This window comes from Pseudomonas cavernicola, from assembly GCF_003596405.1.
GTDB classification, from domain to species: domain Bacteria; phylum Pseudomonadota; class Gammaproteobacteria; order Pseudomonadales; family Pseudomonadaceae; genus Aquipseudomonas; species Aquipseudomonas cavernicola.
Window position 1 is genome coordinate 1,887,789 of sequence record NZ_QYUR01000002.1, and the last position, 13,600, is coordinate 1,901,388.

A 13,600-nucleotide genomic window follows, 5' to 3' on the forward strand; every position below is an offset into this window, starting at 1 on the left:
CAAGGCCAGCCAGGTTCAGGCCCCTCATTGATCTTGCCTCACGGCTCGTAGGCCATCGCCAGGGAGCAGGCTAAGACGCGGCCCGCCCAGAACTCGATGGCCAACGAGCGCTTATCACGCCTGCTGCAGATACCAGCGCCAGTCCTGCTCGCCTACCTCACCCATAAATTGCTGATATTCGGCACGTTTAACCGCGAGATAGACCCGCAGGAACTCATCACCGAGGGCATCGCGGGCCCAGACGGAGTTTTCCAGCGCGCGCAAGGTGGTCAGCCAGTCCGTCGGTAAAACCTCCTTGGCCTGGGCATAACCGTTGCCCTCGATAGGTGCGCCGGGGTCGAGCTGTTCGCGGATGCCCCGGTGGATACCGGCGAGGATCGCAGCGGCGGCCAGATAGGGGTTGGCATCGGCGCCGCAAATGCGGTGTTCGATATGCCGGCTGTTTGCCGGGCCACCGGGCACGCGCAGGCTCACGGTGCGGTTGTCCACCCCCCAGGTTGGCGCCAGTGGCGCGTAGCTGTTGGCCTGGAAGCGGCGGTAGGAGTTGGCGTTGGGGCAAAAAAACAGCAGCGAATCGAGCAGCGTAGAAAGCATGCCGCCAATCGCCTGTTTGAGCAGCGGCGTGCCCTCTGGCGCCTCACTGGCGAACAGGTTGTTACCCTGCTCATCCGCCAGACTGACGTGCATGTGCATGCCCGTACCGGCGATATGGTCAAAGGGTTTGGCCATGAAACAGGCAATCATCCCGTGCTTGTGCGCCACGCCCTTAACCAGGCGCTTGTAGCGCACGGCTTCGTCCATCGCTTGCAAGGCATCGGCACGATGCTCCAGGGTAATTTCCACCTGCCCTGGGGCATATTCGGAGATCGCGGTGCGGGCCGGTATGCCTTGCGCTTTGCACGCGGCGTACAGGTCCGCAAGGAACGGTTCGATCTGCTCAAGCTCACGCAAACCATAGACTTGCGTGCTGTAGGGGCGACCGCCATCGGCATCCAGCGCAGGCTGTGGGCGGCCGTTACTGTCGCGCTTTTGGTCGAGCAAGTAGAACTCCAGCTCGGCGGCCATGACCGGGTAATAACCATCGGCTTTGAGCTCGTCGATGACTTTGGCCAGTAGCCGGCGCGGGTCAGCCACCGCAGCCGGCATGCCCTGTTGCGGGTGCATGCTGACCTGCACCGCCGCGGTCGGCATCAGCCGCCAAGGCAGGCGTGTCAGGCTACCGGCTAGCGGGTAGGCGCGGCAGTCGATATCACCGACATCCCAGACCAAACCGGAGTTCTCGACATCGTCGCCATTGACCGTCAACCCAAGAATGGTGCTAGGCAACGGCCGCCCCGTTTCATAAACCGCCAATAACTCATCGCGGTGCAGCAACTTGCCGCGCGGTACACCGTTGTTATCGAGGATGAACAGCTCGAAGGCTTCGATATCGGGGTTCTGCTCAAGGAAATTCAGGGCTTCTTGCGGTGTGGCAAAGCTCATGGGGACTCTCTTGTTTTCGCGTCGTCTTGACGCTCACGGCGCATAGCCTCCGGATAAGCCCAGGCCTGATCTGCTCTCAAAAGGAGATCGGGTTACTGAATTGCCGAAGAATGCACGCAGGAAACAGTGCTGCTGTTTTGCAGGCGCACGCTCAGATAGCGGACAGGGCAAGGTGCCTGTCAGAGGGTGGGAGCGTCTGGCGGCCGCGCATGGCGGCAGTGCCACAATGCCCAAAACGCTAGTTCAAGAGGAAGGGAGGTGCTCAATTGGAATGGCTCTGCTCAACAGTTTGCTGTGGCTTATGGTTGCTGAAAGCAGCAGGCGACAAAGGAACTCTTGAGGCGATATCCATGTGGCCAAACTGCTTCAGGTAAAGGTGCCAGGGCAAGCATTTGGCGGGCAGAATCACACAACAGTTAAGCGGCGTTAAATCTAATTTTATCTATGTTTGGTTATTGCAACGCTAAACATTGAGGCTCGAAATTTTGCATTCGAGCCACACCAAAGTGGCCATTTGTACATTCTCGGGAGCGCCCAATATGCCTACTCCAACTGGGCGACGCCCGCAACGCACTGGGTATGACTCCTGCTACGTTTTCTCCTTTAACGGCCAGAATATTGGCTAGTTCTTTACCTTGACCACTCCACGGTCCTCGAGAACATCGGCCTCGAAGAGGTTTTCCAGCTCGGCACGCGCCTCACGGGCGGTCTGTATTACCGCTGCCTCGTCGTCATAGACACGGTGTTGCTGCTTCAGAACCTCCTCGTCATGCCGCTGAAAGCGCCTGATCCGTGCAGCGGCTTGCTCCTCGGACAGCCCCAGCCCCAGCAGAACCTGGCGGCTCATTTCCAGGCTCGAGTGAAAAGACTCCCGCACAGGGCTGGCATCAAGATCCATCAGGTGGAAGACATGCTGGCGGTTACGGGCGCGCGCGATGATTTTTAGCTGCGGGTACAACTGGCGAACCAGGCGAGCGGTTTCGATGTTGGTTTGCGGATTATCGGTAGCCACGATAAAGAACTCGGCCTTATCGACCTGCGCTGCGCGGAGGATTTCCGGACGCAGGGGATCGCCATAGAAGATCGGCATACGGCCCAGGCTACGGGACAGTTCGATGCTCTCGACCGAGGTATCCAACGCCACAAAAGGCACCCGCTGCGCGCGCAACACGCGAGCGATGATTTGCCCCATGCGGCCCATACCGGCGATGACCACACGGGGAGCGTCACTGTCGATATCGGTGTACTCTGCCGGCGGCTTGATTAGCGGTGCCGGCTTGGGCTTGATCAACTTGGCCAGCAACAGCAGCAAAAGCGGCGTCACCGCCATCGACAAGGTGATGGCGAGCACCAACAGCCCATGCAATTGGCCGCTGAATAGGCCCTGCTCACGAGCCAGCTTGAACACCACGAAAGCGAACTCACCGCCAGCGGCAAGCACTATGCCCAGACGCAGCGCTGATCGGCGATCCAGCCCGCCGGAAAAGCGCCCCACGAAGTACAGCAGTGGCATCTTCAACAAGATCAGTAAAGCGGTGAGCCCCAACACTAAACCAGGTGCGCTCAGCAGTAAGCGAATATCCGCGGTCATCCCCACACTGATGAAAAACAGCCCAAGCAGCAGGCCCTTGAAGGGCTCGATCTGCGCTTCCAGTTCGTGCCGGTACTCCGAGTCTGCCAGCAACAGGCCCGCGAGGAAGGCCCCCAGGGCCATGGACACACCCGCGAGCTCCATCAACCAAGCGGTGCCCATCACCACCAGCAGCGCGGTGGCCGTCGAGACTTCTTGCAGGCCGGTTTTGGCTACCACGCGGAACACCGGGCGCAGCAGATAGCGCCCGCCCACCACGACGACCGCAATGCTGCCCACCACCTTCAGCAGTTGCTCGAACTGATTGCCTGCCGCGCCACTGCCGTAAGCCCCGCTGAGCAAGGGAATCATGGCGATTAGCGGAATTGCCGCGATGTCCTGGAACAGCAGGATGGCAAAAGCCAGGCGACCGTGTGGACGGGTGAGTTCCTTGCGTTCGGCGAGGATCTGCAATCCAAAAGCCGTGGACGAAAGCGCCAACCCAAGGCCCAGCACCACTGCGCTGTTCAGTGGCTGACCGAAGCCCAGCAACGCGACGCCGCCGATGACCAAGGCGGTCAGCAATACCTGGGCAAGACCCACACCAAATACCGACTTGCGCATCACCCAAAGGCGCCGTGGCGAGAGCTCCAGGCCGATGATGAACAACAACAGAACGACACCCAGCTCGGAAATCTGCCAGACACTTTCCGGCTTCCCGATCAGCCCCAGCACCGAGGGGCCGATAAGCACTCCGGCCAACAGATACCCCAGCACGGCGCCCAGCTGCAGGCGCTTGGCCAAGGGCACAACCAGCACCGCAGCCAGCAGGAAAATCACACCCGACTGCAGAAAACTATCGCCATGCTCCACGCTCAACGCTCCCCTTGCGCAGCGAACTGGGCACGGATCAATTGGATGGTTTCGATGTCCATCGCGATGTAGGCCTGCTGTATGAAGACGTCATAAGGCAGCTCTTCCCCTAGCGCTCGCTGGTCGTCTGTGCAGTAGGCAAAACGCACGAACAGCGCATTGGGTTCAGGTTCTTCAATGCTGATCGTCAGTGAACCGCCAGCGGCCTTGGCGTTAGCTTCGACCTCGAAATGAATACTCTGTAGCAGCTGAAAAGTGACCTCATCCTCAACCGTCACTCCTGGCAAATACAAGCGGCGACGGATACCCGCCGCGCGTTCGACGAGAATTTCAAAACGCTCCAGGCCGACGATAAAGCGCAGCGGATCATAGGCACGGTCCAGCAGGCCCTCCCAGAGTTGCGCCCGGCTCAGGGCCGGGATATCCGTGCGCGACAGGTCGTTAACCTGTACCAAATGCTCGAACTGCATAAAACGCCCTTCCTATTCCACGTGCTCGGTCATACTGGTGCCGCCAGGTGCTTGCAACGCCACGAAGCGCGATTACTCATCTGCTCGCCCATCGGATATGCCCACAGCCCTTTACATACAGTAAAGGGCTGCAATTTTGGCGCTAATACCCTCGGTATCTTCGCGCAGAACGAGGGTACTCAAGGTCGTTACTTGCCGCCCTTGAGCGTGGTGTAGCTGGTGATCAGGTTACGGTAGTCGGGGATGTGGTTGGAGAACAGCGTACCCAGCCCTTCGACGTCGTTGCGCCAATCCCGATGCAGCTCGCAGGCCAGGCCGAACCAGGTCATCAGTTGCGCGCCGGCAGCGTTCATGCGGTGCCAGGCCGACTCACGGGTGACTTCATTGAAGGTGCCCGAGGCATCGGTGACCACGAACACGTCGTAACCCGCCTCAATCGCCGAAAGCGCAGGGAAAGCCACGCAGACTTCGGTGACCACGCCGGCAATGATCAGTTGCTTCTTACCGGTGGCCTTCACGGCCTTGACGAAGTCTTCGTTGTCCCAGGCGTTGATCTGGCCGGGACGGGCAATGTAAGGCGCCTCCGGGAACTGTGCCTTGAGTTCGGGAACCAGCGGGCCGTTGGGGCCATCCTCGAAACTGGTGGTAAGAATGGTCGGCAACTTGAAGTACTTGGCCAGGTCGGCCAAAGCCAGCACGTTGTTCTTGAACTTGTCCGGATCCAAGTCGCGCACCAGCGACAGCAGGCCCGTCTGGTGATCCACCATCAGTACCGCGGCTTGGTTCTTGTCGAGGCGTTTGTAGGAAGTGGCCATGATCAGTCTCCTTGCATTTTTTTGAGGGAAGCCCGCCAACCGGATTGCGCAATGGCACCCAGGCTGTCACGGGGTCATGCTACGGATGAGCCGAAATCCATCGGCTACTGCGGAACATGCTGGGCGGGAGTGGCTGGATGGCTAGTCATCCCCGCCGCACGATTATTTGCGCTGCGAATCCAGCGTTTCGTGATTGCTCACAACCGCTTGAGCCTTCATGTAGCTCTCGATCAACAGCTGGTAGTGCGGGAAGACGGCACTGTAGGCCTCGGCCCACTGGGCGGCGTCGGGGCGGTTCCAGGTCTGTTGCACTTCGGAGCACACCGACGCCGTGTCCATCGGCACCACGCCGGCCTGGACGATGCGGGCCAGGGTGATTTCCTGGGCCATCTTCGAGTAGGTGCCGGAGGCGTCGACCACCGCGAACACCTTGTAGCCGGCGTTCACCGCGCTGATGCTGGGGAAGGCCATGCACACGCTGGTGATGGTGCCGGCGATGATCAGGGTCTTCTTGCCGGTCTTCTCGACGGCAGCGACGAAATCGGGGTTGTCCCAGGCGTTGATCTCGCCCTTGCGCGCCACGTACTGGGCGTGGGGAGCGGCTTCGTGGATCTCGGGGATCAACGGGCCGTTGGGGCCCTGGGGCACCGAGGCAGTGGTGATAACCGGTATCTTGGCCAGGCTGGCGATCTTCGCCAGGGTAATGGCGTTGGCCCGCAGCTCGGTCATGGGCATGTCCTTGACCGTCTGGAACAGCCCGCTCTGATGGTCGATCAGCAGCATCGCGGCGTCATTGGGGTCGATCTTCGGAATCTTGCCATTGAAGTTAGCGACATTAGCGAAGGTGTTCATATTCCATTTCCTCGTGGGTGGTTGATGTTGCAGAGGCCGCGCCGGCCGGGCCGGACGAATCGATCAATGCGGCGCACACCTCCCGTGTGAGCCGGTCTATCCAGACTAGTCAGCTACCCGATCGGGATGCGGCAATCAGTGGTTCATTCGTCCGAAACCGCCGTTATTGAAGTCCTTTATCGCCTGCTCGATTTCCTCCCGGCTGTTCATCACGAAGGGCCCGTAACCGACGATAGGTTCGTCGATGGGTTCACCATCGAGCAGCAGAACCGTTGCCTCGTTGTTGGCCTCCAGCTCCAGTTCGTCGCCCGCACGATCGAGCAAGACCATCTGGGCCTCCCTCGCAACCTGAGTGCCGTTGACCAGCACGCTACCGCGCAGCACGATCAGCGCGGCGGTGCGCCCTTCCGGCAGATTGAGCGCGACGCTCTTGCCGGCATTCAGACGAATATCCCAGACATCCATCGGCGTGAAAGTGCGCGCCGGCCCCTTGTGGCCGGCGTATTCCCCGGCGATCAGACGCAGGCTGCCGGCGGCGTCCGGCAGCGGCACGAGCGGAATATCCTGATCGAGAATGGTCTGGTAGCCCGGTTCGGCCAGCTTGTCCTTGGCCGGCAGGTTCACCCACAGCTGCACCATTTCCAGGGTGCCGCCGCTGCGGGTGAACTCATGGGAGTGGAACTCCTCATGCAGGATGCCCGAGGCCGCGGTCATCCACTGCACATCGCCGGGGCCGATGCGCCCGCCGCTGCCAGTGGAGTCACGGTGCTCCAACTCACCCTGGTAGACGATGGTCACCGTTTCGAAACCGCGATGCGGGTGCTGACCGACGCCGCGCGGGCGCTGTGTCGGGGTGAAGTCGGCAGGGCCGGCGTAATCCAGCATCAGGAACGGACTGGTGTGTTTACCCAAACTGTCGTAGGAAAACAGCGTGCGAACCGGGAAGCCATCGCCGACCCAGTGCTGTTTGGGGGCGCTGTAGATACCGAGGATCTTTTTCATATCGATCTCCTTAACCAATGGAGATAACGATAGATTCGCAACGCTGTGCTCGGTAGAGCCGATGTTTTACTCTCAGCGTTCTATTTGGTGAACGATGAGCTGGCGATGGACGACCTGAACGATCTCTACTTTTACGCCCAGGTGGTGGAACACGGCGGCTTCGCTCCGGCCGGGCGAGCGCTGAACACACCCAAGTCGAAACTGAGTCGGCGCATCGCCCTGCTTGAGGAGCGCCTTGGCGTGCGTCTGATTCAGCGCTCCACCCGCCGTTTTTCGGTCACCGAGATCGGTCAGGAGTATTACCGCCACTGCGTGGCCATGCTGGTCGAGGCGGATGCCGCGCGGGCGGTGATCGAGCGGACCCGATCCGAACCGCAAGGCATTGTCAGAATGAGCTGCCCGACCGCGCTGCTGAACTTCCAGGTCGGCGATGTCGTTAGCCGCTTCATGGTGGAAAATCCACGGGTACAAGTGCACCTTGAAGCCACCGATCGACATGTCGATGTCATCGGTGAAGGCCTCGATATCGCCCTGCGGGTTCGCTTTCCGCCGCTAGAAAACAGCGACCTGGTGATGAGAGTACTCAGAGATAGCCCGCAACGACTGGTGGCCAGCCCCGAACTTCTGCGCAGCCTGAGTGTGCCCCTGGTGCCCGCCGACCTGAGTGGCCTGCCGAGCCTGGACTGGGGGCCGGCGAACCGCGATCACGCCTGGTGCCTGGAAGGCCCAAACGGCGCCACCGCGCTGGTGCCGCACACGCCGCGCCTGGTGACGGATGACATGGCGACCCTGCGCCAGGCCGCCCTGCACGGCGTGGGCGTGGTGCAACTGCCTTATATGGTGGTGATCAACGATTTGCAGCAAGGCACTCTGCTGAACATTGTCGCGGACTGGGCTCCGCGCAGTGGCATCGTCCATGCCGTGTTCCCTTCGCGCCGCGGATTGCTGCCGTCGGTACGCAGCCTGATCGATTATTTGGCGGATGAATTGCCGCAGTAACCCGAAGATGTAAAACGCCTGGCCAATTCTGAAGCGCTATTCGGTTGTGCAGAAACGCCGACAAACCCTCTGCACTGCCTCGCATACCACTCAATGTAGTTCTTGGTCCCCCCGCCACTCGGTGCCCAAACTGAAGACGGATCAGCGTCTGAAGAGCGGGTACGTTTCGCTGGCCAACACCATGCCGAAAGTCCGCCGTATCGCCCTGCACACGCTGATCTACACCGACATGCGCTGGCATGTACGCGCGTGCTGCGAGAAGAACCGTGATTACCCGGACTTTGTGCTCAGCTGCTTCGCGGTAATGAGCCGGAGCGTAGCCCCCAGGCCCAGATTTACCACAGGCTATTCGCGGGCAGCCGGACGGCTATCTGGCTCTGCCGATCCATAAGCCAGTCGCGCCAATAGCAGGAGTACGCCGCCGAAAGCCATCACAACCAGAGCATTTTCAAGAATCGAACCCGTAAGCCACATGAGCGCACCTCTTCAATCAGGGAGTCGTGATTGCAGATCCAGCCCTAGGTAGCCCTGAACACCGGTCGATCTATCAAGCTTTCGTGCGTAACCAAATTGCACGCATCGCTATCAGACTCATCCGGCCTATCGGTGGGACGACCATACGCCGACTGCCGATTGACTATAAGTCACTCGCCCTACTACTGTATATACATACAGATAAATAGGTTTCCCCATGCCCAACATGATCTATCTCGGGCCCGTAAGCAGCTCAACCTGCGAGCTGCCGTTCTTCTCTGCACGAGTACCTGCGGGTTTTCCCAGCCCGGCAGAGGATCACTTGGACCAGAAAATCTCGCTCGATGCACTGCTGAACATCGACGCGCCCCACACCTACCTCGTGCGCGCCTCAGGTGACAGCATGATAAATGCTGGGATCTTTGACGAGGATGTGTTGATAGTCAGTCGTGCGCTGCCACCTACTGATGGCGATATCGTCATCGCCGCCATCAATGGCGACATTTTTATCAAGCGGCTATCGAAAGCGGGCGAGCAGATTATCCTGCAGCCAGAGAACCCCAAATACCTGCCCCGCTACATCCTCGAAAGCGACGAACTGGTGATTTGGGGTGTGGTCACCGCCAGCATCCGTAGGCATCACGGTCATGCCTAAGAGCGTTTTTGCCCTGATCGACTGCAACAGCTTCTACGCCAGTTGCGAGCGGGTGTTCCGGCCAGACCTACAACGCACGCCCATCGTGGTGCTGAGCAATAACGACGGTTGCGTGATTGCCCGCTCGGCCGACGCCAAACCCTTTGTGAAGATGGGCGCGCCTTACTTCCAGATCAAAAACGACCTCAAACGCCACGGCATTGAGGCTTTCAGCAGTAACTACGCGCTCTACGGCGACATGAGCCAGCGAGTCATGACGATCCTGGAAAACCTGCTGCCAGTGGTGGCGGTGTATAGCATCGATGAAGCCTTCGCTGAGTTGACCGGTATACCAGAACCCTTGGAGACACTCGGCCACCAACTGCGCGCCGAGGTGCTGCAAAAAACTGGCCTTCCCGTCGGCGTGGGCATTGCCGAGACCATGACCTTGGCCAAACTGGCCAATCACGCCTCCAAGCGTTGGCAACGGCAGACCGGCGGCGTGGTCAATATTTGTGATCCGGAGAAGCGGAATAAGTTACTGAAGGTCACGCCAGTCGAAGAGGTTTGGGGCATAGGCCAGCGTATGAAAGCGAGTCTTCAGGCCATGCACATTACTACTGCGTGGCAGCTGGCCCTGGCCGATCCCCGGACGCTGCGTAAAAAATTCAGCGTCATTATCGAAAAGACCGCACGAGAACTGCGCGGCACGCCCTGCCTGGAACTCGAAGAAAGCCCCCTGCCCAAACAGGAGATCTGCTGTAGCCGGATGTTCGGTGACCGTCAGTACGAGCTATCGCCAATCCGTGAGGCGGTTGCAACCTACACCGCCCGAGCGGCGGAGAAACTACGCGCGCAGCAGTCTCTGTGCAGCCGCATTCGGGTGAGCATTCGCACCGGAATGTTCAACCCGGACGAGGCTAAAAAATATGCCAAGGGCGTGATCTACCAACTTCCCTACCCGACCGACGACACACGCTTGCTGAACCAAGCCGCTCAGACGTGTCTGGAGAGCATTTATCGCCCCGGCTATGCCTACAGCAAGGCCGAGGTCATGTTGCTTGAGCTATGCCGACGTAACGAACACACCCCAGACCTTTTTGCCCCAATGCAGCAACCCGAGGTGGATCGAGTGATGAGCGTACTGGACCAAATCAATGCCCGTTGGGGGCGTGGAACCATAGGCTCCGGTCGAATTCCCGCGGCACCCGGCTGGACCATGCGCCGCGAAATGCTCAACCCTAGTTACACAACACGACTAGACCAGCTATGGCGCATTCGAGCCGAGTAAGAGCCTGGCTTCTTGCAGGACCACACTTCATTCGCACCGAGTCGCCCTTAGCTTCGTAGATACCATCCCTACTTGAGAAGGAGCCTGCTCCTACGAGAGGCGATACGCGCCAACGCGCCCCAATAAAAAACGGGCCATTAAGGCCCGTTAAATACTCGGCAAGCTCAGGCCTTGGCCAGTTGCTCACGGAAAAAGGGAATCACCTGCTCGCCGATATTTTTCAGGGTCTCCAGCTGCGCCCATTGCGGCACTGTGCCCATCTGGCAGATGAACAGGATTTCATCGGCACCGGCTTCCTGCAAGCGCTGCACGTAGCCGATGCAGTCTTCGACCGTGCCGTAGGCGTGGTTGGGGTTCATCATCGCCATGGTCGGGTCGGAGAAGTCCGCAGTGATCTCTTCCGAGGCGAAGCGCGATTTGATCACGCTCTGGCCGTTGCCGTCGGTGAAGGTGTCGTCCTTCCACTTTTCCGGGTCCGGGCGTTCGCCGCCGGCGTACCAGTAGGCCAGGGATTCCATGAAGTAGCGCTGGCCACGGATACCGATCTTGCGCGCCTGCTCGTTATCGTCGAGAACGATGGCCGGACACAGGGCGGCAATGTGGCGGATGGGGCGGAAACCAACCTGGTCCTTCAGGTCACGGTTGTCCCAGGCCTCATGGTAGACGGCGACCTTCTTGGCGATTTCCTCCGGGCCGCCGAAACCCAGCACCAGGGCGCCCATGCCGCGCTCGCCGGCGCGCTTGAGCGATTCGGTGTTGGTGCAGGCCAGGTACATCGGCGGGTGCGGGTCCTGATACGGCTTGGGATGGATCGGCCGCAGGGGGATCTGTACGAAATCGCCGTGATGTTCGATCTCGTCCTGCACGAACATCTTCGGGATCAGGTACATGGCTTCGTCGATCTGCGGCTGCAGGGTCGCCAGGTCGTAGCCGAAGGTGCCGGCTTCCTGCTGGGTGCCGCCCTTGCCGACACCGAAGTGCACGCGGCCCTTGGACAGCAGGTCGAGGGTGGCGATGCGCTCGGCCACCTTGACTGGATGGTTCATCGCCGGCGGCAGGCAAACCACACCATGGCCGATGCCGATGCGCTCGGTCTTGCCGGCGACGAACGCCAGCATGGTCTCGGGTGCCGACATGTGCGAGTAGTTGCTCAGCGCGGTGTGCTCGACGCACCAGAAGGTGTCGAAGCCGAGCTTATCGGCTAGCACCGCCTGCTCCACGGTCTCTTCGAAAATCCGGCGGTCGCCTTCACGGCTGGAGTCCACCGTCTGGGCTTCATAGATCAGTGAGAATTTCATGATTGATCCTTGTACTTATTGGCTGGTCTGTCGGCGGTCAGGGAGTGCGCCTTGCAGCCATGTTCGGGGATAGCCGAGGCGCTGGAATCGCTCAAACGGACTAGCCCGCAGGCCTTGATGCATGGGTTTTTCTGGGTCTGTGGCCGGCCCTTTTTTGTAGGAGCGGCTTTAGCCGCGATGCTGTGTTAGGCAGAGGTCCCTATCGCGGATAAATCCGCTCCTACACCCCAACCTCAGCATCCGCGCCGCTCTTGTAGAACCGTAGGGTGGGCTTCAGCCCACCGTGTTGCGCTTTTCGGTGGGCTGAAGCCCACACCCTACGACCGGCTCAGAGGAAGAAGTCGCTGCTGTCCTGCCCCATGCTCACGCCACCGAGGTTCCAGGCGTATTTGGCCGGGCTGTTGGCGACGTGAGCGCGGCCGGTGTGGATGTCGCGGAAGGCGCGGTTGATCACGTGGCTGCGGAAGATGGTCGAGGCACCGCTGTTGAACATCAGCTCGGAGACCGCCCGCGCGCACTTGTCGGCCACCAGTGCCGAGTCGTAACGCATCTTCACCCGCTCCGGCATGCTCAACGGCTCGCCATGTTGCGCGCGTTGCAGCATCAGGGCGAAATTGCGCAACAGCACCGTCTTGCATTCGTCGACGCAAACCATCGCGTTTGCCAGCGCGGTCTGCGCCGCCGGGTCCTGGACCATCTTGCGCCCGTCGTTGACGCCGACCCGCGCACGGTTGTGTTCGACGAACTGGTCGACTGCACCCTGCAAGGCGCCGATCGCCGAGGAAGACACGGCGCGCACGAAGATCTGTCCGAACGGCAGGCGAAACAGCGGCGCGGTGTTCACCGCGTTGCCCGGGCTGTGCTGCATAAAACCATCCAGGGCGCGATGCGTGCGGTACTCGGGAACGAAGGCGTTCTCCACCAGAATATCGTGGGAGCCGGTGGCTTCCAGGCCCATCACGTTCCAGTTGTCGAGGATCTGGTAATCGCCGCGTGGTAGCAGGAAGGTCCGGTAGTCCGGCGCCCCGCCCACCTCTGCCGGTGGCACCATGGCGCCGAGGAACACCCAGTCGCAGTGTTTGCTGCCGGAGGAAAACCCCCACCGGCCGCTCAGGCGAAAGCCGCCGTCGACCCGCTCGACCTTGCCCACCGGCATATAAGAGGAAGAGATCAGCACGCTGGAGTCCTGGCCCCAGACGTCCTGCGCGGCGCGGTCGTCGAACAGCGCCAGCTGCCAGTTGTGGATGGCCACCACGCCGAGTACCCAGGCTGAAGACATGCAGCCTTCGGCGAGGGTCATCTGCACCTCGAAGAAGTCCTTGGGCTCCAGCTCGTAGCCCTCCCAGCGGGCGGGTTGGAGGATGCGAAAGAAACCGGCCTCCTGGAAATCGCGAATGGTCTCCTCCGGCAGTTGGCCGAGCTGCGCGGCCTGTGGCGCGCGTTCGCGCAGCAACGGCACCAGCTCGCGGGCACGTTGGATCAGACGCTGGCGAATCAGGTCTTGGTCGAGCATCTTGTTGTTCTCCTGTGTTCACCCCGTCCGCCGGGGCGCGCGTTCTGCGGGTAGCGGGCCGCGCTACAGAAGACCGGCGGCCGACCCTACGCGGGCATTCAAACAACGCCTGGGCCGGCGAACATCCCTCAAACGGACCATATGGATGTTCTCTCTCGCCCACTTCCTGCAGGAGCGGATTTATCCGCGATGGGGCCTTCCGCTCAACGCAGCTATCGCGGCCCATGCCCAGGCTTCTTTCTGCAGGATCGGTGTCGTTTTCGGGCTCTGCTTCGCGGATAAATCCGCTCCTACAAAAGCTCCGCAGCCGCAGCCATTTCGCAGGCG

Annotated in this window: 11 protein-coding genes and 1 pseudogene; 4 read left to right on the top strand and 8 right to left on the bottom strand. The window is 60.5% G+C overall.

Features of this window, described 5'->3' with window-relative positions; translation table 11 throughout:
• Nucleotides 1-114 precede the first annotated feature (114 nt).
• The 6 genes from D3879_RS09110 to D3879_RS09135 all read right to left on the bottom strand — a co-directional run bounded on the left by D3879_RS09110 (nt 115) and on the right by D3879_RS09135 (nt 7,064).
• Nucleotides 115-1,482, bottom strand: coding sequence for a glutamine synthetase family protein (locus D3879_RS09110; protein ID WP_119953829.1), 1,368 nt, complete (start codon nt 1,480-1,482; stop codon nt 115-117).
• A gap of 622 nt (nt 1,483-2,104) precedes the next feature.
• The gene (gene kefB / locus D3879_RS09115; protein WP_119953831.1) at nt 2,105-3,925 is read right to left on the bottom strand and encodes a glutathione-regulated potassium-efflux system protein KefB; all 1,821 of its coding nucleotides are present in this window, start codon (nt 3,923-3,925) and stop codon (nt 2,105-2,107) included.
• Nucleotides 3,926-3,927: 2 nt separating this feature from the next.
• Nucleotides 3,928-4,395 carry an SRPBCC family protein gene (locus tag D3879_RS09120; protein ID WP_119953833.1) on the bottom strand — a complete coding sequence of 156 codons (468 nt, stop codon included), beginning with the start codon at nt 4,393-4,395 and terminating at the stop codon, nt 3,928-3,930.
• 188 nt (nt 4,396-4,583) lie between these two features.
• A complete protein-coding gene (ycaC, locus tag D3879_RS09125) occupies nt 4,584-5,210 on the bottom strand; it encodes an isochorismate family cysteine hydrolase YcaC (RefSeq protein ID WP_119953835.1) in 627 nt (208 codons plus the stop codon).
• Nucleotides 5,211-5,372: 162 nt separating this feature from the next.
• Nucleotides 5,373-6,062, bottom strand: coding sequence for a hydrolase (locus D3879_RS09130; RefSeq protein WP_119953838.1), 690 nt, complete (start codon nt 6,060-6,062; stop codon nt 5,373-5,375).
• Nucleotides 6,063-6,197: 135 nt separating this feature from the next.
• On the bottom strand, nt 6,198-7,064 hold the full coding sequence (locus D3879_RS09135; protein ID WP_119953840.1) for a pirin family protein: 867 nt from the start codon (nt 7,062-7,064) through the stop codon (nt 6,198-6,200).
• 105 nt (nt 7,065-7,169) lie between these two features.
• Here D3879_RS09135 and D3879_RS09140 point away from each other — a divergent pair, with 105 nt between their 5' ends.
• The 4 genes and pseudogenes from D3879_RS09140 to umuC all read left to right on the top strand — a co-directional run bounded on the left by D3879_RS09140 (nt 7,170) and on the right by umuC (nt 10,462).
• Entirely contained in the window at nt 7,170-8,063 is an 894-nt protein-coding gene (locus D3879_RS09140) for a LysR family transcriptional regulator (protein WP_119953842.1), read from the top strand.
• 145 nt (nt 8,064-8,208) lie between these two features.
• Nucleotides 8,209-8,361 (top strand): annotated as a pseudogene (locus tag D3879_RS26950) (WYL domain-containing protein); the annotation flags it as partial.
• 393 nt (nt 8,362-8,754) lie between these two features.
• On the top strand, nt 8,755-9,192 hold the full coding sequence (locus D3879_RS09150; protein ID WP_119953845.1) for a LexA family protein: 438 nt from the start codon (nt 8,755-8,757) through the stop codon (nt 9,190-9,192).
• Nucleotides 9,185-10,462 (top strand): translesion error-prone DNA polymerase V subunit UmuC, encoded by a 1,278-nt coding sequence (gene umuC, locus D3879_RS09155; protein WP_119953847.1) that lies wholly within the window; start codon nt 9,185-9,187, stop codon nt 10,460-10,462. Before D3879_RS09150 ends, umuC begins: the two co-directional genes overlap by 8 nt.
• Nucleotides 10,463-10,626: 164 nt before the next feature.
• Here the strand turns inward: umuC and D3879_RS09160 are convergent, their stop codons facing one another.
• Complete coding sequence (locus D3879_RS09160) at nt 10,627-11,760, bottom strand: LLM class flavin-dependent oxidoreductase (RefSeq protein WP_119953849.1); 1,134 nt, start codon at nt 11,758-11,760, stop codon at nt 10,627-10,629.
• Between the two features lie 328 nt (nt 11,761-12,088).
• Complete coding sequence (locus D3879_RS09165; RefSeq protein WP_119953851.1) at nt 12,089-13,273, bottom strand: flavin-dependent monooxygenase; 1,185 nt, start codon at nt 13,271-13,273, stop codon at nt 12,089-12,091.
• Nucleotides 13,274-13,600 lie beyond the last annotated feature (327 nt).

Bases quoted from the DNA above. Each gene is read 5' to 3' on its own strand.
- D3879_RS09110 (WP_119953829.1), bottom strand. From the start codon at position 1,482: ATGAGCTTTGCCACACCGCAAGAAGCCCTGAATTTCCTTGAGCAGAAC.
- D3879_RS09120 (WP_119953833.1), bottom strand. From the start codon at position 4,395: ATGCAGTTCGAGCATTTGGTACAGGTTAACGACCTGTCGCGCACGGAT.
- ycaC (WP_119953835.1), bottom strand. From the start codon at position 5,210: ATGGCCACTTCCTACAAACGCCTCGACAAGAACCAAGCCGCGGTACTG.
- D3879_RS09130 (WP_119953838.1), bottom strand. From the start codon at position 6,062: ATGAACACCTTCGCTAATGTCGCTAACTTCAATGGCAAGATTCCGAAG.
- D3879_RS09135 (WP_119953840.1), bottom strand. From the start codon at position 7,064: ATGAAAAAGATCCTCGGTATCTACAGCGCCCCCAAACAGCACTGGGTC.
- D3879_RS09140 (WP_119953842.1), top strand. From the start codon at position 7,170: ATGGACGACCTGAACGATCTCTACTTTTACGCCCAGGTGGTGGAACAC.
- D3879_RS09150 (WP_119953845.1), top strand. From the start codon at position 8,755: ATGCCCAACATGATCTATCTCGGGCCCGTAAGCAGCTCAACCTGCGAG.
- umuC (WP_119953847.1), top strand. From the start codon at position 9,185: ATGCCTAAGAGCGTTTTTGCCCTGATCGACTGCAACAGCTTCTACGCC.
- D3879_RS09160 (WP_119953849.1), bottom strand. From the start codon at position 11,760: ATGAAATTCTCACTGATCTATGAAGCCCAGACGGTGGACTCCAGCCGT.
- D3879_RS09165 (WP_119953851.1), bottom strand. From the start codon at position 13,273: ATGCTCGACCAAGACCTGATTCGCCAGCGTCTGATCCAACGTGCCCGC.